The following is a 21,145-nucleotide window of genomic DNA, read 5'->3' as shown; positions in this document are numbered from 1 at the left end:
CCCGCCCCCGCCGAGGCCGCCACACTGGCCCTGGAGCCGGGGGAGTGGGTCGTCGAGATCCTCCGCACCGGGTTCTCGGTGGACGGCGTCCCCATCCACACGCTGCACACCGTGTGCGCGGCCACCCGGCACGTCTTCCCGATCACCCAGCCGCCCGGCGCCGACGAGTTCTGACCCCGCGGAAATCCGGTCGCCCCCGAGCGCGGGCCGCTGGGACACTGCCCGTATGACCTGGACATTCACTGGCGACGTCGATGAGTTCCCCGCGCCCGCCGAGGCGTGGCTGCGCCGCGACCCCGTGCGCAACACGGTCCCGCTGACGGTTCTGCGGCGCGTCCGCCTCGGTCTGTGGAACGACGACCTGCTGCTCGGCTGGTACGCCACCGGCGGGGAAGTGGCCGGGGCGGTGCTGCACACGCCGCCGCACCCGTTGCTGCTCGGCGACATCCCCGTGGCGGTGGTCCCCGAGCTGGCCGAGGCGGTGCGGGACCGCGAGATCGCCGCGGTGAGCGGGCCGAAGGAACAGGTGGAGGCGTTCGCCGCCGCCCGCGGGCGGGAGCCGGGCGAACGGGTCGAGCTCCGGTTGTACCGCCTGGACACCCTGCGCGCCCCGCACCTGCCGGGGGCGGCCCGGATGGCCGGGGACGGTGACCTCACGGCGGTCGTCGAGTGGATGTCGGCGTTCTGCGCCGAGGCAGACCCGCACCCCCAGGCGGGGGACGTGCGGGCCCAGGTGGCGCAGCGCGTCGGCCTGGGCGAGTTCGTGTTGTGGGAGGACGGGGGACGGCCGGTCGCGATGGCCGCCTTCTCCGAGCCGGTCATCGGGATGTCCAGGATCGGCCCGGTCTACACCCCGCCCGGCCTGCGCGGGCGCGGTTACGGCTCCGCGGTGACGTACGCCGCCACCCGTGCCGCCGGTGAGGCGGGTGCCGATCTGGTGCTGCTGTTCACCGACCTCGCCAATCCGACGTCGAACTCCATCTACCAAGCACTCGGATACCGCCCGATCGCCGACTACGCCGCCATCACGTTCACCACGGCGGCCGCGCCCGCCTGACCCTTCCGGCCCGCCGGAACCTGGCGATCAGCAGGTGAAATGTTCATCCTGCGGGGAAAGTACCGTTCCATTCCGCCGTCGTACCCCATGTAGTCAACTCTCGTCCTGACTGCCCTTGACTTAGCCTGTGATATGCCTCTATCTACTTAAGACACATGATGCTTTCAGCGTTGGGTGGATGGAATGTCAGCGGAATGCTCGCGCCCGTCGCACCGGGCCGCGCAGGCTGAGGCCTTCGACCGCATAGGCGAGCGGTACGACGAGGCGTTTCCCTACAAAGGAGGGCAGATCGCGTCCGCGGAGTGGGTATTGCGGCGGTTGCGGCCCGGCGCCCGCGTGCTGGACGTCGGCTGCGGCACCGGTCTCCCCACGGCGCGTCAGCTCACCGACGCCGGATGCGAGGTGATCGGCATCGACATCTCGCCGGTCATGCTCGACCTCGCCTCCAAGCACGTCCCCGAGGCCGACCTGCGCCTGATGGACGTGGTGGAGCTCGACGGCAGGATCGGCCGGTTCGACGCGGTGGTCGCGTTCTTCTCCCTGTCGATGTTGCCCCGCGACGAGATCATGCTCTCGTTGCTGCGCATCCACGAGCGGCTGGTGCCCGGCGGGTGGCTCGCCGTCGGCATGGTCGAGATGGACGTCGACGACGCCCCCGTCCGGGTGCTGGGCACGCCGCTGCGCCTCACCGGGTACGCCAGGGCCGCGCTGCGGGCGGTGGTCGAGGAGGCCGGGTTCAGCGTCCGCGAGCAGATGGACCTCGCGTACATCCCCGCCACCGACGAGGAGCCGCTGGAGATGCAGCTCTTCCTCAACTGCCGCAGGAACACCTTCTGATCGCTCCTGTGCCGCGGCCCGCGCGGGCGCGGTCACGGACCGGGCACGGTTGCCTGTCGCTTGGGTGACGGGTCCGGCCCGGAGCGGCGCGGATGCCGTCGAACGGGGTGACCGAGGAGGCTCCGTTGAAGACACGTGCCCGCATCATCTGCGCCCTGGTTGTCCTTCTGTTCCTCGCCGTCGCCTGTGGCAGCGGCCCGACGCCCAACGACGCCGGCCGGGACCGTGAGCCGTCCGGCGCCCCCGCCCGGCCCGCGCCCACCAGCTCCGGCACCCCTCCGGCCGAAGGGCCCGAGCCCACCGGGTCCGTCTCCACCTTCGCCCTCGACGTCGACACCGCCTCCTACGGCTACGCCCGCGGCAAGCTGCGCGACGGCGTGCGCCCCGACCCGGCGGACGTCCGCACCGAGGAGTTCGTCAACGCGTTCGCCCAGGGGTACGCCGAGCCGGACGGCGACGGCTTCGCCGTGCACCTGGACGGGGCGCGCGGGGCCACCGAAGGGTCCGCGCTGCTGCGGGTCGGCCTGCAGACCAGGTCGCTCGACGAGGCCGGCCGCAGGCCCGCCAACCTCACGTTCGTGGTGGACGTGTCCGGCTCCATGGCCGAGCCGGGGCGGCTCGACCTGGTGCGCGACGCCCTGCACACCCTGGTGGACCGGCTCGGGCCGGGGGACCAGGTGTCCATCGTGTCGTTCGGCGACCAGGCGCGGCTGCGCCTGTCCATGACCCCGGCCGACCGGCGCGCCGACCTGCACGCGGCGATCGACGAGCTCCAGGCCGAGGGGTCCACCAACCTGGAGAAAGGGCTGGTCACCGGGTACGAGGAGGCGGCCCGCGCGTACCGGCCGGTGGCCACCAACCGGGTCGTGCTGCTGTCCGACGGCCTCGCCAACACCGGCGACACCACCTGGAACGGCATCCTCGACCGGGTGCGCGACCACGCCGCGCGGCGGATCACGCTGCTGTGCGTCGGCGTCGGGCGGGAGTACGGCGACGCCCTGATGGAGCGGCTCGCCGACAACGGCGACGGCTCGGCGATCTACGTGGCCACGCCGGAGGAGGCGCGCCAGGCGTTCACCCAAGGGTTGACGGCCAACCTCGACCTGCGGGCCAGGGACGCCAAGGCGCAGGTGGCGTTCAACCCGGCGACCGTCGCCTCCTACCGGCTGCTCGGGTACGAGAACCGGGCGCTGGCCGAGGGCGACTTCCGCGACGACGCCAAGGACGGCGGCGAGGTGGGTCCCGGCCACGCGGTCACCGCGCTGTACGCGCTGACGCTGCGCCCCGGGGCGTCCGGGCAGGTGGCGATGGCGACGGTGCGGTGGCTGGACCCCGACAGCCGCGCGCCCGCCGAGGCCGCCCGCGGGATCGACGTCGGCGAACTGTCCGGCGGGTTGTGGCGGGGCACGACGCCGCGGTTCCAGGTGGGCGTGGTCGCCGCCGCGTTCGCCGAACGGCTCCGGGAGGCCGACGCCGCGATGTTCGGCGAGGAACTCGACGGCCTGGCGGGCCACGCGTCCCGCCTGGCCGCCGAGACCGAGGACCCGATGGTCACCGAACTCGCCGAGCTGATCCGGGCGGCGCGGTCACTGCACTGACGGCCTCACGCGCGGCGGCCCGTCTCCCGGGCCGCCGCCGTCCCCGCCGGGGTCAGCAGCGGCCGAGGATGGGGATGGCGGTCTTCTTCGGGTCCGGGCTGAAGTAGAAGTCGTACATCGCCTGGGCGAACTCGTCCCTGCCGAGGTGGCCGTCGCCGTCGGTGTCCAGCAGGATGAACGCCTCGCGGGCCTCGGAGGTCTCCACGTCGTACGCCGACCACAGGTGGAGGTACTCGGCCATGCTGAGCCGCTGGTCGCCGTCGGTGTCGAGGGCGTCCCACAGGGCCTCGGTGATGGGCCACACGATGTCCACGATGAAGCCGGTGCGGTCCAGCCGGGGCGAGGCGGCGTACTCGACGTACCGGCGCCTGCTGACCCGGCCGGACGCGTCGGCGCCCACGGCGGTCAGGACGTTCTCCCAGACCCGCATGTAGGCGTCCCGCAGCCGGCTGCGGGCGGGGGCCTCGGCGGCCAGGCCCAGCCGGTCGGCCACCTGCAGGCCCACGAGGTCCATGTCTTCTTTGTCCAGGAAGCCGTCCTGGCCGACGTCGGTTATGTCGAACGCGGATCCGGCGTTGAGTTCCAGCGGGCTCGGCTGCATGTCCGATCCTGACCTTCCAGAAATCACGTTGCGCGATCTTGTCCCCACCCCGCGCGGCGGTCTCCCCGTCGCCGGGACCGCAGCCGGGGGCCGCGATGGAACGCTCCCCCGCCAGGCGGCCGGGCGGCTCCCCACGGACCGGCGAGCGGCCTCCCCTGGCCGCTGTTTCTCAGAAACTAGCAAACCCCGCCACGTTTTGTAGTCGGTTCGATCCTTTCCGTATCCGGACCCGTGGCGATCCTTCTCCATCCTGATGCCTCCGCGCCCGGAACGCGGCCGATCCGCCGCCGGTTCGGCCCGGGGGCCGGCCTCCGATACACTGATGCCTCGTGCCGCCGTCCCGAGCCGGGCGTACGGCGCGACCAGGGGCTATAGCGCAGTTGGTAGCGCGCCTCCATGGCATGGAGGAGGTCTGGGGTTCGAATCCCCATAGCTCCACCCACAGGTGACGATTTCCTGGCCGCGAGCGTTTCGCGTCCCATCCTCTAGAGTTTGCGTCGTGAGCGGAGATTCAGTCCCGCGCGTCCCGGAGACGCGGATGTCGGACGCCGATCGTGAGCGGGTCGCCGAGCGGTTGCGCACCGCGCACGGTGAGGGCCGTCTGACGCTGGAGGAGTTCGACCAGCGGCTCACCGGGGTGTTCACCGCGCGGACGTTCGCCGAGGTGGAGCAGTACGTCGCCGACCTGCCCGGCAGCCCGCTCACGTCCGTCGCCCCGGAGCGGGCCGACCTGCGCACCACGGCGGCCACGCTGAAGCGCCGCGGGCGGTGGGTGGTGCCCCGGCAGCTCGTCGTGACCGCCAAGGCGGGCACCGTGAAGCTCGACTTCACCGAGGCCGTGATCTCCCACCCCGTCATCTACATCGACCTGGACGTCTACGCGGGCTCCACCATCCTGGTGCTGCCGCCCGGCTCCACGGTGGACATCGACAACGTCGAGCTCGTCGCGGGCAGCTCCCGGGTGCGCGGCGTGACCGCCTCCTCGTTCGCGGGGGACGGCCTGCACGTCGTGGTCCGCGGCAAGCAGCGGGCCGGCACCCTGGTCACCCGCACCCGGCGCCGCTTCCTGCGCTGGCAGTGGTGACTCACACCTTCACGGGGGCCGGCTGCCGGAAGGTGACGCGGTAGGTCTGGGGGGACAGGCCGACCGTGGCGTGCAGGTGCTGGCGCAGGGAGACGGACGTGCCGAACCCCGCGCGCTCGGCGACCTGGTCCACCGGCAGGTCGGTGGTCTCCAGCAGGTGGCGGGCGTACTCGACACGGCGGAGGATGAGCCACTGGGCGGGGCTGAGGCCCGTCTCCTCGCGGAAGCGGCGGGTGAACGTGCGCACGCTCATGCCGGCGTGCCTCGCCTGGGCGCTCAGGTCGTGGCGTTCCCCGAGCCTGCCGAGCATCCAGTCGCGGGTGGGGCCGGTGGTGTTGCCGCCCGGCTCGGGCAGCGGCCGTTCGATGAACTGCGCCTGGCCGCCCTCCCGCCACGGCGGGGTGACGCAGCGCCGCGCCGCGTGGTTGGCGACCTCGCTGCCGTGGTCGCGGCGCACGACGTGCAGGCACAGGTCGATGCCGGCGGCGACCCCCGCCGAGGTGAGCAGGTCGCCGTCGTCGATGAACAATACGTCCTGGTCGAGCGGCACGTGGGGGAACAGCGCGCGGAACCGGGCCGCGTGCCGCCAGTGCGTGGTGGCGGGACGGCCGTCCAGCAGGCCCGCCGCGGCGAGCACGAACGCGCCGGTGCAGATGGACATCACCCGTGACCGCCCGGCCGCCCGGCGCAGGGCCGCGCGCAGCTCGCCGTCGATGACGCCCTCGTTGAGCGGCGGTCCGTCGAGCACGCCGGGCACCACCACGGTGTCGGCGGTGTCCAGCACGCCGAGGTCGTGGTCGGGCAGCACGCGGTACCCGTCGTGCCCCCGCACCGGCCGTCCGCCCGGGCTGCAGGTGACGACCTCGTACAGCGGCCGGCCCTCCCCGGCCTGGGCGACACGGAAGACCTGGCCGGGGATGCCGAGGTCCAGCCCGGCGAAGTGGTCCAGGGCGACGACGACGACACGATGCGGCATGGCCGGATTCTTTCACATATTGGCTTTCCGGCCACTCGTGCCCCTCTACCTGGCGCTCCATGATGGTCGGCATGACTTCGACGGAAACGCAGAGGCCGCGTGTCCACCGGGCCTGGGTCGTGGCCGGTGTCGCCTTGGTCGCCATCGTGGGGGCCGCCGGATTCCGGGCCACCCCCGGCGTGCTGATCACCCCTCTTGAGGAAGAGTTCGGCTGGAGCCGGGGCACCATCTCCCTGGCCGTCTCGGTGAACCTCGTCCTGTTCGGCGTCACCGCCCCCTTCGCCGCCGCCCTGATGGACCGCTTCGGCATGCGCCGCGTGGTGGCGACCGCCCTGCTTCTCGTCTCCCTCGGCAGCGGCCTGACCGTCTTCATGACCCAGAGCTGGCAACTGGTCCTTTGCTGGGGCGTCCTGGTGGGCCTCGGCACCGGCTCCATGGCCCTGGTCTTCGTCGCCACCGTCACCGACCGCTGGTTCGTCCGCCACCGCGGCACGGTGACCGGCGTCCTGACCGCCGGCGGCGCCGCCGGCCAACTGGTCTTCCTCCCCGTACTGGCCTGGCTGGCGCAAGGCCCCGGCTGGCGCACCGCCGCCCTGGTCGTGGCCACCGCCGCCCTCACCGTGGTCCCCTTGGTGTGGTTCCTCCTGCACGACCACCCCAAGACTCTGGGCCTGACCGCCCTGGGCGCCCCACCCACCCCTGCCCCCGTGGCCGGCACCGCCGCGGCGCCCGCCGGGGCACCCCGCTCCGGCGGCCCGGCGGCACGGGCGGTGAGCGTACTGCGCTCCTCGGCCCGCACCCGCCCGTTCTGGTACCTGGTGGGTGGCTTCGCCATCTGCGGAGCCAGCACCAACGGCCTGGTCGGCACCCACTTCATCCCCGCCGCCCACGACCATGGCATGCCCGAGACCACCGCCGCCGGACTGCTGGCCCTGGTGGGCCTGTTCGACATCGTCGGCACCGTGCTCTCCGGCTGGCTGAGCGACCGCGTGGACCCCGCAAAACTCCTGGGCGCGTACTACGCCCTGCGCGGCCTGTCCCTCCTCGTCCTCCCGTCCCTGTTCGCCGAGACCACCCAGCCCAGCATGCTGGTGTTCATCATCTTCTACGGCCTCGACTGGGTGGCCACCGTTCCCCCCACCGTGGCCCTGTGCCGCACCATCTACGGCAAGAACGGCGCCGTGGTCTTCGGCTGGGTCTTCGCCTCCCACCAGATAGGCGCCGCCCTGGCCGCCACAGCAGCCGGCTTGACCCGAGACCACCTGGGCCACTACACCGCCGCCTGGTACACCGCGGGCCTCCTCTGCGCCGCGGCCGCCTGGATGTCCCTCCGCCTCATCAGACCCCCCGCGAGCACTCCGGGCCCCACCGCCGGCGCTCACCACTCCGGTGCCGATGCGGCGGGACGCGGTGGCGAATCCGGCGCCGTCGTACGGCAGGAGACCTGACATCCTTGGGGGATGAGTCCGCACGATCAAAGGGTTCTCCCGCTAGTCGTCCGCATCGAGCGCGGGTCGCCTCCGCTGCGTACCGACGCGCTGGAAGCGGCCGCGTCGGCCGTGCTGCGGCTGCTGGACGACGAGAGGGCGACGGCGGGGGAGTGGGCCGAGGACGTCCGGGTCTGGGAGACGGTCGGCATACGCAAGGTCGTCCGGCGTGCCAGGGGAGCGGAGTGGCGGCGGGTGCTGGAGCTGCCGGGGATCACGGTGGAGCTGCGGTCGGCCGAGGTGCGGGTGCACCCCCCGGTACCGCTGGACGACTGGCCGAAGGAACTGTCCCGGCTCCAGGTCTCCGGCACCGACCTGACCGACGGCGACCACGACCCCGGGCCGCCCCGGGAAGACGGCGCGGTGCTCTGGACGAACCCGGGCCTCACCATGTCGGCGGGCAAGGCCATGGCCCAGGCGGGCCACGCCGCCCAGCTCGCCTGGTGGGGCACCGGCGAGGAGACCCGCCGCACCTGGCGGGACGCCGGCCTCACGGTGGCCGTACGCACCGCCGGCCCCGCCCGCTGGGCCGCGCTCGCGGGCAGCGGCCTCCCGGTGGTCCGTGACGCCGGTTTCACTGAAATAGAGCCCGGGTCCCGCACGGTGGTGGCGGACGCCCCGTGGTTGCGCGCAGGAGGTGCCCGCCCGTCCGCCTGGGGCCCGTTGCGTAACCCGGTGGGCTGAGCCCGGAGGCCCACGCCCATGACCGTCGGGGTGAAGCCCGAGGTCAACAGGGGTGTAAGGCCCGAAACCGAACGGCACTCGTTCCCGAAGTGTGATCGGGGGGCATGCCGAGCGCCAGAGATATGCCGTACGCTCCGAACGTGTCAAATGGGGTGGGTGGGAACTACGGCACCAAGGCCGTCCCAACGTACGTACTGGCAGAGGCGGAGACCGCGCCGCTGCCGAGGATCACGATCGAGGAGCCTCCACCGGCCCAGGCTCCGCCGGCAGAGCGAGGCTTCCGGCCGTCCAAGCTGGGCGACCTGCCGATGCGTGTCATCTACCGCAGCCTGGCAGGCGTCGCCGTCGCCGTGACCGCTGTGGTGATCTTCATGGTGGCCCGGCCGGACGAACCGGCCGCCACCGCCTCCGCCCCCACGAGCCCCCCGCTCACCCCGGACGCCGCGTTATCGACCCTCCCCGCCCCCTCCGGCTCGCCCTCAGCCACCGTGGAGGCGTCCACGGCCGCCTCACCCGAGGCGAACGCCCCTCTGCCGCCCGCGTCCCCCCTGGCCTCCGCGTCGCCGGCCCTGTCGCCGTCCGCCGTCCCCACGCCCGTGCCGGACGGCCTCTCCGCCCCGGTCGCGGTCACCGGCCAGTCCTCCCCTGCGGCGATCGTCCCGTCCCCCGTGGCGACCCCGGGACGCACCGCGCTGGAGCTGGCCGCGGCCGACGCCCGGGTGCCCGCCATGCCGGAGAACCGCAAGCTCGCCGACTTCCCCGGCAAGGGTGCCCCCACCAAGGGTCTCGTCAAGGACAAGAAGTCCGGCATCAGCTTCGCCCGGTTCACCAAGGAGTGGAAGCTCGTCACGTCCTCGCCGTTCGCCACCCGGCGCACCCTGCCCGCCGTCAAGGGCGCCGGGCACCGCGGGCTGCTCGCCACCTGCCCGGTGCCGATCCTGGTGCAGAAGAAGCTCAAGGAGACGGCGTACCTGGCCGCTCGCTGGACCCTCAACCACCACCCGGCCGGTTCCACGATCACCTGGACGGCGTCGCAGCCCTTCAAGGCGGGCAAGCGCGACGGGTGGCTGCTCGGCTACCGCGTCACGTACGAGGTGGACGGCGACCGGCGCCACTCCACCGCCGCGGTGGCCCTGGTGGACGTTCCCGAGGGCAAGCCCGCCCTGGTGTTCGTCACCATCCCCGAGGCGCAGAAGAAGCGGTACGCCGACATCAACACCCTGGTCTCCAGCATCCGCCCCCTCTGAGCCGGTGACGACGCACCGCCCCCGCTGCCCTAGGCTCGGATGACATGACCGAGATCGTTCTCGCCTCCGCCTCACCCGCCCGGCTCGCCCTGCTCCGGGGCGCCGGGCTGGACCCCAAGGTGATCGTCAGCGGCGTGGACGAGGAGGCCGTCACCGCCGCGTCCCCGTCCGAGCTGTGCCTCGCCCTGGCCCGCGCCAAGGCGTCGGTGGTGGCGGCCGGCCTGACCGGCGGGCTGGTCATCGGGTGCGACTCGATGCTGGAACTGGACGGCAGGGCGTACGGCAAGCCCGCCTCCGCCGAAGAGGCCACCGCCCGCTGGCGATCCATGCGCGGCCGCACGGGCAGGCTGCTCACCGGCCACTGCGTGATCGACACGGCCACCGGCACGGAGGCCGCCGAGGTGGCCGCGACGGTGGTGCACTTCGGCACCCCCGGCGACGACGAGATAGCCGCATACGTGGCAAGCGGCGAACCACTCCGCGTGGCCGGCGCCTTCACCCTGGACGGCCTCGGCGGCTGGTTCGTCACCGGTATCGAGGGCGACCACGGCAACGTCCTCGGCTTGTCGCTGCCGCTGCTGCGCGTCCTCTTCGCCCGCCTGGGCGTCCCGGTCACTTCTCTGTGGCGCTGAAGTTCGACGCGGGTGTGACGCCGGCTGGGACCCTCGCCCGCCGGCACTGTGGTCCCTCGCCGCTCGCCCTCCACGCCGAACCGTGAGCTTTCCTCTGATATCGCGCTGAGACAGATCTGAGGCGTTAGCCTGCCGGGCATGAGCACCATGGGGCAGGCCGCGGGCACCGGTGTCCGCGGCGTCGCGGACGGCGTCAAGTACTTCTTCCAAGGGGTCGGCTGGGTGTCCCGCCACCCCAGGCAGTGGCTGTTCGGCCTCATCCCCGCGCTGATCGCGTTCGCGCTGTACGTCGCCGCCCTCGCCGTGCTCGGCACGTACGCCGGCGACCTGGCCGCCTGGGCGACTCCGTTCGCCGACGGCTGGGCCGACGCGGCCCGCGACACCCTGCGCGTGCTGCTCGGTGTCGTCATCTTCGGCCTCGGCCTGGTGCTCGCCGTCGTGACCTTCACCGCCGCCACCCTGGCGATCGGCGACCCGTTCTACGAGAAACTCTCCGAACGCGTCGAGGACGACCTGGGCGGCGGTCCCAAGGCCCCCGACGTGCCCGCCTGGCGGTCGGTCCTCCGCTCCGTCCGCGACAGCCTGATCACCCTCGGATGGGTCCTGGCCTTCACCATCCCGCTCTTCGTCCTGGGGTTCGTCCCCGTCATCGGCCAGACCGTGGTCCCCGTGCTGGGCGCCGCCGTCTCCGGCTTCTTCCTGACCGTGGAACTCACCACTCTCCCCATGGAACGCCGCGCGATGGCCCGCCGCAGCCGCTACGCGGCCCTCCGCGCCAACAAGGCACCCGCCCTGGGCTTCGGCGTCCTGACCTTCCTCGTGTTCCTCGTCCCGTTCCTCGCCGTGCTGGCCATGCCCGCCGCCATCGCCGGCGCCACCTTTCTGGTCCGCAACCGCTACTCCCCGCTCCCCGGCGACCGGTAAGTCCCGGGCGCTGGCCGTGTTGTCGGCCCTCGTCCAGCGGCTCATGCACCCCTACGAGATCGCCGCGGCACCGCGGGGGTGGGGCAAGGACCAGGACCGAAGCCGCTTCACCTGCGGGTCGTCACATCGATTACCCCTGTCTGGGTGGCTTGCTGCCTCTGTAGAAATACTCCTGGAGTTCGTTCGGCGCGGCGCCGAAGTCGAGCCCGCGCGGATCGCCGAGGCGAAGTGATCGACGCGGACGACACGTGCGGCCGGCCGAGTCCTTCGGGTACGGCCAGCCAGGGCGTGCGGGCGATACCGGAGCCCACCACCCCGCCGGACATCTGGATGGCCGGCGTGCGAGCACCGGCAGCCCCGCGGTCCGCCGACGTGTGAACCGTCCCGGGCGGCCGGACCTCGACGCCCTACAGGACGGTTCAGGCTCGTGTGGCTCGAATCCGCGCCCTGTGGATATCCAGCCGGCGTCGGCTGCCTTCGGCGTCCGTTGTCCACAGGACTGGTCCCGGCAAGCTCCCCGGCCGGCGTCCCGGTGATCGCGCCGAGGAGCTGAGCGTGATCCGAATGGGCGGACTCGCCCGATGACGCCCGGGTCGGCCCGGCAGCCTGTCCACAGGGCCGTCACTCCCTGGGATCGCGCGGTCACGAAATGCTGAAGCATGAACGTCATGACGCCCTCTCCCATCCTCCTCACCTCTCCCGACGACATCCTCGGAGCCGTGCCCTACCTCCTGGGCTTCCACCCCGCCGACAGCCTCGTCGTCATCGCCTTCTCCGGCCGGGGCGCACGCGGCGAACTGCGGGTCACCACCCGCTGGGACCTGCCCCCCGAGCCCGGCGCCTTCGACCGCCTCGTGCCGTTCCTCCGCCGCGAGCGCGTCACCCACACGATCGTGGCCGGCTTCGGCCCCGGCCCCCTCGTCACCCCCGCCGTGGAGGAGGTGCTTCGCCTCCTGAGCGAAGCAGGCATCGACGTCATCGAGGCACTGCGCGCCGACGAGTCCCGCTACTGGTCCTACGTCTGCCCGAGAGCCGAGTGCTGCCCACCCGGCGGCACCCCCTACGACCCGGTAGCCGGCCCCGTGGCCGCCCGAGCCACCGTGAACGGACTGGTCGCCCTCCCCGGCCGCGAGCACCTGCGCCTTTCGGTGTCTCCCCTGGAAGGCCCGCCCCGAACGGCGATGCGCGATGCCACCGACCTCGCCATGACCGCCCTACGCACCCGATTGACCACCCTCGCGACGCCGAGCCCGGCCGGGACCGGCGGGGCCGGGATCGCCGGGGCCGGGATCGCCGGGGCCGGGATCGCCGGGGCCGGGATCGCCGGGGCCGGGATCGCCGGGGCCGGGATCGCCGGGGCCGGGACCACCGGGGCCGGGACCACCGGGGCCGGGATCGCCGGGCTGACGCGGGCCGAGGAGGGGGGCCTCGCGGAGTTCGCCGGAATGTTCGTCAGCGAAGGGCTGGCGAGGGTGCGAGCGGCCATCGAGACGTTTGCGGCCGGCGACCGGCTGAACGACCGGGAGGCGGCGACGCTGGGGCTGCATCTCTCGGTGATACGCGTACGGGACGAGGCATGGACGTTGATGAAGGACGAGACCGAGGACGCCCACATCGCCCTGTGGAGGGATCTCGCACGCAGGTTGGAGCCACCGTTCGTACCGCCTGCCGCGTCCCTGCTCGCGGTCGCGGCATGGCGCCGCGGGGACTGCGCCCTGGCGGCCATCGCCGTCGAGCGGGCCCTGGCCGAGGACCCCGCCTACTCGATGGCCGTCCTCGTGGCCCAGGGCCTCCACCGGCTCGTCAGCCCAGCGATCCTGCGCGACCGAATGCCCACCCCGCGAGAACTGGACGCGTCCATGGGCACGCCCCGAGTGGAGTGGCTCCACCCCCTGCTCGCTCTCCTCGAACCCCAGGCCCACCGTCCCCCATGAGCCCTCCTTCCAGGTGACGCCCACCGGTGCTCAGAGGGGACGACCGGTGTCGACGTCGGCAAGGACGCCATCGCCCACCGCCGCCTTTACAGGCCCCGGCTCGTGCGGCACGAGCCGGCGGGGTCCCGGCGATGCCGCGAGGCAGGTGCCTGGGGCGGTGACCCACCACGCCGCCCAGCCAGGGAGCAGAGGGTCACAGGACGACGGTCCGCTGGTTGTCGATCAAGTGCCTGACCATCGGTGATCTCCGGGAGGTGTCGTGTTGTTTCTCAGCAGGGTGGCCAGGATGCCGGCCGGCCGGATGCCAGTGTCGGCGTCGAAGCCCAGACGCATGATCTCGGTGGTGCCGAAGCGCAGACGCGTGATGTCGGTGGTGCCGAAGCGGAGGAAGGCGTCGGCGTTGCGGGCTGTACCGGATCCTCTCCGTCGGCGGCGGGCGGACGGCGCGAACGCTTGTCCATGACGTTTCGCCGGTGCGGACGCTTGTCCATGACGTTGCGCCGGTGTGAACGCTTGTCCGTGGTGTTGCGCCGGCGCGGTGCTCAGCCGCGGAGCAGTTCCGCGAGAGACGTGGGCGGGTGGCCGGTGAGGTCGTGTACCGCGGTGCTGACTCCTGCCAGCTCGCCCGCCGCGATCGCCGTGTACGTGGAGACCCACGCGTCGACCTGCCAACGTGGCGCGCCGTAGCCGGCCCGCGATTCGTACGCCTCCGCCACGGTCTCCGGGTGGTACCTGACGTGACGTCCGGTGACCTCGCCGAGGGTGTCCGCGATCTCCGTGAGCGTGAGCGAGCGCGGGCCGGTCAGATCGTAGGTCGCCCCCGCGTGCTCACCGGGCGACCGGAGCACGGCGGCGCAGACGTCGGCGATGTCGTCCAGCGCGACGACCGACACCGCCCCGTCACCCGCCGGCCCGCGCAGCACCCCGTCCTGCCCCACCATCGAGCTCAGGAAGTCCGCGTACAGGTTGTCCCGCAGGAACGTGTACCGCAGCCCGCTGGCCCGGATGTACTCCTCGGTGGCCCAGTGGTCCCGCGCCAAGGTGAAGGTCGCATCAGCCCCCGCTCCGTAGAAGGAGGTGTACACCACATGCCGCACCCCGGCCGCCGCCGCGGCGTCCACGAACGTCCGATGCCGCCCCACCCGATCCGGCGTCTCGGACGCCGACACCATGCACAACGTCTCCACCCCGGAAAGAGCCACCCGTGCCCTCTCCCCGTCGCCGTACTCGGCCTCCACGACTCCGGCCCCCACCACCCCCGCCACCCGCCCCGGATCGCGCACCACCAGCCTGAGCTCCACCCCCACCCCGGCGAGCCGCCGCGCCACCCGTCCCCCGAGCCGCCCCGTAACCCCTGTCACCGCGATCACGCCCCGCAATGTAGCAAGCCGTCCGCGAGCGCACCCACCGACCGGCCGGTGCGCCGGCGCCGGGTTCACCGCCGTGGGTCCCGGCAGCGGGCGCGGGTTGACGCGGCGTGCGGGGGCGGCGGATACGCTCGATGGGGTGTGGAGCGTGGAGTTGCGGGCGGCGGATCGGGTGTCCGCTCGGCTGGGCGGGCGGTTGTGTCTTGCCGTCGTCAACAGCGTGCTCTGGCGTCGCAGTACCGAGCCGCGGGACCTTCTGGGGGATTACTCCGGGCTCGTGGAGTACCTGCACGAGGTGGGCGGCCTGGGGGAGGGCTTGAGGGCCGAGCTGGTGGCCGGGGCGGAGGAGCGGCCGGAGGAGGCGTGGGAGGAGTTCGTCCGTGCGGTCGCGTTGCGGGAGCACCTGTTCGGGGTGATGTCCGTGGCCGGCCGGGGTGAGCGGGCCGACCTGGGTCTTCTGGACGATACGTTCCGTGACGGGATGAGCCGCCTGGCGCTCGGGCCGGACGGGAGGCCCGGCTGGACGGGCCTGCGGGTTCCGGCATGGGAGACCGCCGCGTCCGCGGTGACGCTGCTCACCGGGCCGGACCTCGCCCTGCTCAAGCAGTGCCCCGGTGAACGCTGCGGCTGGTTGTTCGTCGACCAGACCCGCAACAAGAGCCGCACCTGGTGCGACAGCCGCATGTGCGGCAACCGGGACCGCGTCCGCCGCCACTACCGCCGCACCCATTCCGCCTGAGCCACACCGGCACAGCGTTCCCTGGGCCGTGCCGGCGCACCGTTCCCTGGGCCACACCGGCACAGCGTTCCCTGGGTCGTGCCGGTACGCGTTTCTCCGCTTGCAGGCGGACGGGGCGGCTCTACCTGTGCGGGAGTAGGGCGTCGGTCGTCGGCTGGCTGCTAATGAGCTAAAGGGTCTCGTTAGGTGCTTTGGGCTAACAATCAAGGGTGCTCTTACTCATTAGGAGGATGTATGCGGTGGTTACGCGTGGTCATGGCGGTTGTGGTGGTGAGTGTGGTCGTCGGGGGTGGGACGGCGGTTGCGGGGAGGGAGGATCTGTTCTCGTATCGGCGGGGGGTGGTCGAGGGCAGGGAGCTCGGGGTGGAGTGGCGGGATGGGGTGGTCGTGCGGGACATCACGTATGCGGGGCGGGGTGGGGTGGCGGTGCGGGCTTATCTGGTGGAGCCGGAGGGGCGGGGGCGGTACGCGGGGGCGTTGTACCTGCACTGGTTCGAGCCGGGTGATCCCACGCAGAACCGGACCGAGTTCCTGGAGGAAGCGGTGGGGATGGCGCGGCGTGGCATGGTCGCGTTGTTGCCGGACCTGACCTTTCCCTGGCAGATCGATCCGGTGGGGGATCGAAACGATCGGGAGCGGGTCGTCGAGCAAGTGATCCAGTTACGGCGGGGCTGGGTCTGCTGAACGCGCGGCCAGGGGTCGATCGCCACAGGGTCGCTGTGGTCGGGCACGACTACGGCGGCATGTACGGGCTGTTGCTGGCGACCGTGGCGGACCCGGAGCGGGTGCACGCGGCCGTGGCCGTCAACGTGGACCCGACGTTCAGCAACTGGTTCGTCCACTCTTCCTCAGGCTCGGCGGGGAGGCGACCATCTGGTACGAGAAGCTCATGGAGCCGGTGGACCCCGTCCGGTACGTCGTGCGCGGCGTGGAGGGTGGCTTGCTGTACCAGTTCTCCGAGCCTGACTTCTTCGTCCCGGACTCCACCCGGCGCGCCCTGGTGTCGGTGACACCCGAGCCCAAGGACTACCGCCTGTACCCGGACGCTCCGCACGAACTGCCCGGCGAGCCGGCCCGTACCGACCGGGTCACCTGGCTCGCCGGCCGCCTCGGGCTCGCTTGACGGCAGGGTCAGGACTCGGGCCGGTTGCGGTTGCGCTCGTTGTAGGCCCGCATCCGGCCCGGGTAGCCGGTGAGCTGGACGTCGTACACCGGGAGGGCGAGGTTTCTGGCGACCTTGATGATCACAGCGGGGGAGCCCACGCGGCGGCGGGTCCACTCGCCGTCATGGGCGACGGCGACGGCCGTCGTGTCGGTGGCGAAGGTCTCCGGCTCGACGTAGAACTCGACACCTTGCCGCGACTTGGCGAAGGCGATGAGCGCCTCGATGTCGCTGTCATTGGCCTCCCGGTCGAATTTCGCGATCTTGGGGCCGCGCAGCCGACGAAGTCCGTAGCGATCTCGCCATCCCATACCCCTTGTATACCCGGAGGGGAAGGTGAATGGGTGGCTCGGGGACGCATCGGGGTTCTGTCGGGGATGTTCCGGATGGTCGATGAACGGCACCGCGCCGAACAATGAGGTGGACAGGATCTCGAACGGAAAGGCCGGCCGCCGATGGCAGGGGTAGTGCGACCAGCAATGCCGACCGAAGGCGCGTGGGGGCCCGGTCCCCATCCGCAGCTTCGGGTGTCCGACCAGGATCGCGACCAGGTGGTCGAGCACGTCACCACCGCGTACGCGGAGGGCCGGCTCGACAAGACGGAGTTCGACGAGCGGCTGCACCAGGTGATGACGGCGCGCACCCACGCCGACCTCGCCCCCGTCATGCGGGACCTGTACGGCGTGCGGGCCGCCGACCGGCCCATGCCGGTCCCGCCGCCCACGTACCGGCCCCGTGCCGGCGGCTTTCCGCGGTACGGCATGCCCGTGACCGGCGGGGAGAGGCTCGGCGCGGTGGCGGCCCACGTGCTGCCCGTTTTCGGCCTGTCCTTCGTCGGGCCGCTGATCATGTTGCTGACCGGCGGCAGGACGTCGCCGTTCATCCGGGCGCACGCTGTGGAGGCGCTGAACTTCCACCTGACGCTGGCGGGGGCCGTCCTGCTGCTGCCGTTCACCATCGTCGGCGCGCTGCTGATCCCGGTGCTGCTGATCGCGGCCGTGGTGCTCGGTGTCGTCGGGGCGGCGAGCGCGGGGGGCGACACGCCGTACCGGTACCCGTTCACCCTCCGCCTGGTGAAGTGACGGACGGCCTCAGCGGGCGAGCACCTGGTATCTCACCGTCATCGCGCCCGTGCTGAGGCTGCCGATGGCGTCGAAGGCGGCGCGGGACAGGTCCAGGCAGCGTCCGGCGATGAAGGGACCGCGGTCGTTGATGCGCACCTTCACCGACTTGCCGTTGCCGGGGTTGACGACCCGCACGATGCTCCCCATGGGGAGCGACTTGTGGGCGGCGGTCAGCGCGCCGGGGTTGAACGGCTCGCCGCTGGCCGTCATCTGCCCCTCGTCGTAGAAGGACGCGCCGCACGAGCCCGAGGCGAGGACCTTTTTCCTGGCCGGCGCCTTCTTCTTGGGGACGGGTGACCTCGTGGGGATGGGTTCCCGGACGGGTCCGGGACTGTCCGTCTCCTCGGCCTGCTCAGAGGTGACGTCGTGTTCGGGGGCGGCACCCGGCGGCGGGCTGGGGAGGGCCGTCGGCGGCGCCGCCCGGAGCGCGTCGAGTGCGGGTGTGCTCGTGGGACGGTTCGCGACGGTCGCGGTGGCGGTGAGTTCCGCGGGCGTCCCGCTGGTCAGGATCCATGCGCCGCCCGCCGCGCCGGTCGCCACGATGAGGGTGGCGGTGGTGACCAGCAGCCGGCGCCCGGTGCGGGGCCGCGCGGTGAAGGGGGAGTCGTGTGAGCCCAAGTAGAACCACGGTCCTCGATAGGGTGCAGAGCCGCGGAACGGGGCGCGGGGGCGCCGTGTCCGTTCCGTAATGTCCGGCACCGTATCGGACAAAGAGGACGTAAAACCATTAAAGCCGACATAAAGTGACTTAGCTCACAAAACGGTGATCGCGCAGGTCAGAGGCCCTGCGTCCCGCTCGACGCGCGGCCTACCACCCACGCCCGGTCAGTTCCAGGGTTGGGGGTGGAAGGTCAGAGGAGGAGAGAGCGGACCGTGTCGATGGTGTCGGCTTCTGTGGGGGGTTTGTCGGGGCGGTAGCGGAGGACTCGCGCGAAGCGGAGGGCCAGGCCGGCCGGGTATCTGGGGGAGTGCTGGACGCCGTCGAAGGCGATTTCCACCACCAGCTCGGGGCGGAGGGGGACTACCCAGTTGTCGGTGGGGCCTTCGGCGAGGGTGGGGAAGTGTTCGGTCTGCCAGGTCAGGAGGGCGTCGGTCAGGCCTTTGAAGGTCTTGCCCAGCATGACGAAGCCGCCGGTCTCGGGGTCCCGGGCGCCGAGGTGGAGGTTGGAGAGTTTGCCTTGGCGGCGGCCGTGGCCCCATTCGGCGGCCAGGACCACCAGGTCAAGGGTGTGGCGGGGTTTGACCTTGATCCAGCCGGCGCCTCGGCGGCCGGCGGCGTAGGGGGTGGCGGGGGATTTCACCACTACGCCCTCGTGGCCGCGGCGGAGGGCGTCGGCGTAGAAGGCGGTGGCCTCGTCGGGGGCGGTGGTGACGAGGCGGGGGATGAGGAGGTCGGGCGGGACGGCCTCTTCCAGGGCGGTGTGGCGTTCGCTGTCGGGCAGGTCGAGCATGTCCTTGCCGTGGACGCGCAGGGCGTCGAAGAAGAAGACCCGCAGGGGGGTGGTGTCCCGTAGGCGCTCCACGTCCAGTTTGCTGGCGACCCGGGCGGCGGTCACCTGGAACGGTTCGGGGCGGCCGTCGGGGCGTAGGGCGATCACTTCGCCGTCCAGCACGAGGTCGTCCGCGGGGAGGGTGAGGGCGGCGTCGACCAGTTCGGGGACCTGGGGGGTGATGTCCTCCAAGGTGCGGGTGAAGACCCTGACCTGGTCGCCGGAGCGGTGGGTCTGGACGCGGATGCCGTCGAGCTTCCACTCCAGGGCGGCCGGGCCGCCGATCTTCAGCAGGGCGGCGGGGAGGTTCGGGGCGCTTTGCGCGAGCATCGGCGCGACGGGGCGTCCGACCTCCAGGTGGAAGGAACGCAGCGCGTCCACGCCGCCGGTGAGGGCGGCGGCGCCGACGGCGGGGAGCCAGCCGCGCAGGGTCAGTGCGCGCCGGACCTCGGCGGACGGTACGCTCGCCGCCTTGGCCACCGCCTCGATCATGACGCCGTTCAGTGCTCCCTGGCGCAGTTCTCCACCGAGCAGGCGCAGCAGGAACGACTGCTCCTGCCGGGTGAGGGAGCGGAACAGTTCGGCGACCAGCGTCTTTCTGGCCGCCTGGGAGCCCGGCCCCGCCTGGCTCTTGATCCTGGTGAGCAGCTCGTCGACCTCGGTGAGGGTGGCACTGGCGATCTGCCGCGGGTCCGGCACCTCGCGCAGCGTGGCCCAGCCGACCCCGATCTGCCGCTGCGGCAGCTCACCGGAGAGGTAGGCGACCGCGATCTCGGCCTCGTGCGGCTCGACCCGGCTCAGCAGCTCGGCGAGATGACGGATCTTGGCGAGGCGTGCCGAGTCCGCCGCGACGGCCGCCGAGGTGCGCGCGAGGTCGATGAGCAACATATGTCTCATCGTGCCAGTTCAGTGACGGAAACGCGTCAACAGCCCGGACGGCGTGGCCCGATGCCGAGAATGAACACCCGATGACCAGCGGCGAGCCCGGGCCGACGGGAGCGATCCCGCCCCCCGGCCTCCACACCGCCGCCATGAATCAGCCTTGAACCAGCCGTGAAATCGACCACCGCCAGGTGGCCCCACCGGCGCCACGTGAACCCGGCGACACCGATGCCCTCGACGGCACCGGGTAGGCCCCCCACCGCCGCGCACCCGGCGGTGCCGGGTACGTCCCACGGCGCCGGGACCCGGTGGTGCCGGAGCAGGACAGGTGCCGGTGAGCCCAGCGGTGCCCCGGGTCCGGCGGTGTTGCGTGTCCGGCGGTGCCGGGTGCGTCCGACGGCGCCGGGGACCCGGTGGTGCCGGAGCCCGGCAGGTGCCGGTGGGTTCGAAGGTGCCGGATGGGTCCAGTGGTGCCGGGTACGTCCCATGGCGCCGGGGACCCGGTGGTGCCGGAGCCCGGCAGGTGCCGGTGGGTCCGAGGGTGCCGGATGGGTTCAGCGGTGCCGGGTACGTCCCATGGCGCCGGGGACCGGCGGTGCCCCGGGTCCGGCGGTACCGGTGAGGCCGGCAGGTGCCGGTGGACCCGGCGACGCCGGGCTCCGCCAGTGCCGGATCGGTTCCGTGGTGCCGGGGCCCGGTGGTGCCGGAGCCCCGCGGCACCGGTGGGGCGGCAAGTGCTGGTGAGCCCGGCGGTGGCCGATGAGCCCGGCGGTGCCGAGTGGTCCGGCGGTGCCGGGTACGTCCCATGGCGCCGGGGGGCCGCTGGTGCCGGTGGGCCGGCAAGTGCCGACGGTGAGCCCGGTGGTGCCGGATGGGTCGGTGGTGGCCGGTGAGGCCGGGTGGCCGGTGGGTCAGCTTACGCCGAGGAGGTCGACTACGAAGATCAGGGTTTCGCCGGGCTTGATGGCGTTGCCTGCGCCGCGGTTGCCGTAGCCGAGGTGCGGGGGGATGGTGAGGCGGCGGCGGCCGCCGACCTTCATGCCGGACACGCCCTGGTCCCAGCCGGCGATGACGCGGCCGGCGCCGAGGGGGAACTGGAAGCTGTCGCCGCGGTTCCAGGAGGCGTCGAACTCCTCGCCCGTGGAGAACGAGACGCCGACATAGTGGACGTTCACCATGTGACCCGGCTTGGCCTCCTCACCGTCCCCTACGGTGATGTCGACGATCTCGAGATCCTTCGGCGGCTCGCCTTCCGGGAAATCGATCTCGGGCTTCTCGAGTGCCACGTGTTGCTCCTTGGGTGGTGTGCGCACCCGGACG

21 protein-coding genes and 1 tRNA gene are annotated in these 21,145 nt (G+C 72.2%); 15 read left to right on the top strand and 7 right to left on the bottom strand.

Annotated elements, in window-relative coordinates; translation table 11 throughout:
- The first annotated feature begins 226 nt into the window (after nucleotides 1–226).
- The 3 genes from ABGB17_RS31780 (at nucleotide 227) to ABGB17_RS31770 (ending at nucleotide 3,492) form a co-directional block, all read left to right on the top strand.
- Entirely contained in the window at nucleotides 227–1,057 is an 831-nt protein-coding gene (locus ABGB17_RS31780; RefSeq protein ID WP_347636651.1) for a GNAT family N-acetyltransferase, read from the top strand.
- Between the two features lie 183 nt (nucleotides 1,058–1,240).
- Nucleotides 1,241–1,894 (top strand): methyltransferase domain-containing protein, encoded by a 654-nt coding sequence (locus ABGB17_RS31775; RefSeq protein ID WP_347636647.1) that lies wholly within the window; start codon nucleotides 1,241–1,243, stop codon nucleotides 1,892–1,894.
- A gap of 125 nt (nucleotides 1,895–2,019) precedes the next feature.
- Nucleotides 2,020–3,492 (top strand): von Willebrand factor type A domain-containing protein, encoded by a 1,473-nt coding sequence (locus ABGB17_RS31770; RefSeq protein ID WP_347636644.1) that lies wholly within the window; start codon nucleotides 2,020–2,022, stop codon nucleotides 3,490–3,492.
- A gap of 52 nt (nucleotides 3,493–3,544) precedes the next feature.
- On the opposite strand, the gene ABGB17_RS31765 is transcribed toward ABGB17_RS31770, so the two are convergent.
- On the bottom strand, nucleotides 3,545–4,093 hold the full coding sequence (locus ABGB17_RS31765; protein WP_347636640.1) for an EF-hand domain-containing protein: 549 nt from the start codon (nucleotides 4,091–4,093) through the stop codon (nucleotides 3,545–3,547).
- Between the two features lie 365 nt (nucleotides 4,094–4,458).
- On the opposite strand from ABGB17_RS31765, the gene ABGB17_RS31760 reads away from it, so the two are divergent.
- Both ABGB17_RS31760 and ABGB17_RS31755 read left to right on the top strand, forming a co-directional pair.
- Nucleotides 4,459–4,531, top strand: a tRNA-Ala gene (locus tag ABGB17_RS31760).
- A 61-nt stretch (nucleotides 4,532–4,592) separates the two neighbouring features.
- Nucleotides 4,593–5,177, top strand: coding sequence for a DUF1707 domain-containing protein (locus tag ABGB17_RS31755; protein ID WP_347636636.1), 585 nt, complete (start codon nucleotides 4,593–4,595; stop codon nucleotides 5,175–5,177).
- Between the two features lies 1 nt (nucleotide 5,178).
- Here ABGB17_RS31755 and ABGB17_RS31750 read toward each other — a convergent pair whose 3' ends face one another.
- Complete coding sequence (locus ABGB17_RS31750) at nucleotides 5,179–6,153, bottom strand: helix-turn-helix domain-containing protein (RefSeq protein ID WP_347636632.1); 975 nt, start codon at nucleotides 6,151–6,153, stop codon at nucleotides 5,179–5,181.
- 62 nt (nucleotides 6,154–6,215) lie between these two features.
- Here ABGB17_RS31750 and ABGB17_RS31745 point away from each other — a divergent pair, with 62 nt between their 5' ends.
- The 6 genes from ABGB17_RS31745 (at nucleotide 6,216) to ABGB17_RS31720 (ending at nucleotide 13,061) form a co-directional block, all read left to right on the top strand.
- Nucleotides 6,216–7,601, top strand: a complete 1,386-nt coding sequence (locus ABGB17_RS31745) for an MFS transporter (RefSeq protein ID WP_347636660.1) — start codon at nucleotides 6,216–6,218, stop codon at nucleotides 7,599–7,601.
- Nucleotides 7,602–7,613: 12 nt separating this feature from the next.
- Entirely contained in the window at nucleotides 7,614–8,324 is a 711-nt protein-coding gene (locus tag ABGB17_RS31740; protein ID WP_347636628.1) for a peptidyl-tRNA hydrolase, read from the top strand.
- Between the two features lie 140 nt (nucleotides 8,325–8,464).
- Nucleotides 8,465–9,571, top strand: coding sequence for a hypothetical protein (locus ABGB17_RS31735; protein WP_347636624.1), 1,107 nt, complete (start codon nucleotides 8,465–8,467; stop codon nucleotides 9,569–9,571).
- A 44-nt stretch (nucleotides 9,572–9,615) separates the two neighbouring features.
- Nucleotides 9,616–10,203, top strand: coding sequence for a nucleoside triphosphate pyrophosphatase (locus ABGB17_RS31730; protein WP_347636620.1), 588 nt, complete (start codon nucleotides 9,616–9,618; stop codon nucleotides 10,201–10,203).
- Nucleotides 10,204–10,341: 138 nt separating this feature from the next.
- Nucleotides 10,342–11,127: an EI24 domain-containing protein gene (locus tag ABGB17_RS31725; protein ID WP_347636617.1), complete on the top strand. Its 786-nt coding sequence runs from the start codon at nucleotides 10,342–10,344 to the stop codon at nucleotides 11,125–11,127.
- A gap of 668 nt (nucleotides 11,128–11,795) precedes the next feature.
- Nucleotides 11,796–13,061, top strand: coding sequence for a DUF4192 domain-containing protein (locus ABGB17_RS31720; protein ID WP_347636613.1), 1,266 nt, complete (start codon nucleotides 11,796–11,798; stop codon nucleotides 13,059–13,061).
- Between the two features lie 542 nt (nucleotides 13,062–13,603).
- On the opposite strand, the gene ABGB17_RS31715 is transcribed toward ABGB17_RS31720, so the two are convergent.
- A complete protein-coding gene (locus tag ABGB17_RS31715; protein WP_347636656.1) occupies nucleotides 13,604–14,422 on the bottom strand; it encodes an SDR family oxidoreductase in 819 nt (272 codons plus the stop codon).
- 154 nt (nucleotides 14,423–14,576) lie between these two features.
- Between ABGB17_RS31715 and ABGB17_RS31710 the strand changes: the two genes are divergently transcribed.
- The 3 genes from ABGB17_RS31710 (at nucleotide 14,577) to ABGB17_RS31700 (ending at nucleotide 16,290) form a co-directional block, all read left to right on the top strand.
- The gene (locus tag ABGB17_RS31710; protein ID WP_347636610.1) at nucleotides 14,577–15,167 is read left to right on the top strand and encodes a CGNR zinc finger domain-containing protein; all 591 of its coding nucleotides are present in this window, start codon (nucleotides 14,577–14,579) and stop codon (nucleotides 15,165–15,167) included.
- A 234-nt stretch (nucleotides 15,168–15,401) separates the two neighbouring features.
- Nucleotides 15,402–15,851, top strand: coding sequence for a hypothetical protein (locus ABGB17_RS31705; RefSeq protein WP_347636606.1), 450 nt, complete (start codon nucleotides 15,402–15,404; stop codon nucleotides 15,849–15,851).
- 205 nt (nucleotides 15,852–16,056) lie between these two features.
- Nucleotides 16,057–16,290 carry a hypothetical protein gene (locus ABGB17_RS31700; protein ID WP_347636602.1) on the top strand — a complete coding sequence of 78 codons (234 nt, stop codon included), beginning with the start codon at nucleotides 16,057–16,059 and terminating at the stop codon, nucleotides 16,288–16,290.
- A gap of 8 nt (nucleotides 16,291–16,298) precedes the next feature.
- Here ABGB17_RS31700 and ABGB17_RS31695 read toward each other — a convergent pair whose 3' ends face one another.
- Nucleotides 16,299–16,640, bottom strand: coding sequence for a hypothetical protein (locus ABGB17_RS31695; protein ID WP_347636598.1), 342 nt, complete (start codon nucleotides 16,638–16,640; stop codon nucleotides 16,299–16,301).
- Between the two features lie 216 nt (nucleotides 16,641–16,856).
- Here ABGB17_RS31695 and ABGB17_RS31690 point away from each other — a divergent pair, with 216 nt between their 5' ends.
- Nucleotides 16,857–17,411 carry a DUF1707 and DUF4870 domain-containing protein gene (locus tag ABGB17_RS31690; RefSeq protein WP_347636594.1) on the top strand — a complete coding sequence of 185 codons (555 nt, stop codon included), beginning with the start codon at nucleotides 16,857–16,859 and terminating at the stop codon, nucleotides 17,409–17,411.
- A 9-nt stretch (nucleotides 17,412–17,420) separates the two neighbouring features.
- On the opposite strand, the gene ABGB17_RS31685 is transcribed toward ABGB17_RS31690, so the two are convergent.
- The 3 genes from ABGB17_RS31685 to ABGB17_RS31675 all read right to left on the bottom strand — a co-directional run bounded on the left by ABGB17_RS31685 (nucleotide 17,421) and on the right by ABGB17_RS31675 (nucleotide 21,111).
- The gene (locus ABGB17_RS31685) at nucleotides 17,421–18,071 is read right to left on the bottom strand and encodes a septal ring lytic transglycosylase RlpA family protein (protein ID WP_347636590.1); all 651 of its coding nucleotides are present in this window, start codon (nucleotides 18,069–18,071) and stop codon (nucleotides 17,421–17,423) included.
- 233 nt (nucleotides 18,072–18,304) lie between these two features.
- Nucleotides 18,305–19,831, bottom strand: coding sequence for an ATP-dependent DNA ligase (locus ABGB17_RS31680; protein WP_347636586.1), 1,527 nt, complete (start codon nucleotides 19,829–19,831; stop codon nucleotides 18,305–18,307).
- A gap of 905 nt (nucleotides 19,832–20,736) precedes the next feature.
- Entirely contained in the window at nucleotides 20,737–21,111 is a 375-nt protein-coding gene (locus ABGB17_RS31675; protein ID WP_347636583.1) for an FKBP-type peptidyl-prolyl cis-trans isomerase, read from the bottom strand.
- Nucleotides 21,112–21,145: the final 34 nt, after the last annotated feature.

It is taken from the genome of Sphaerisporangium sp. B11E5 (assembly GCF_039871875.1).
GTDB lineage: Bacteria > Actinomycetota > Actinomycetes > Streptosporangiales > Streptosporangiaceae > Sphaerisporangium.
Note: the sequence above shows the minus strand (reverse complement) of the source record. Positions and strands in the feature narration are given on the sequence as shown.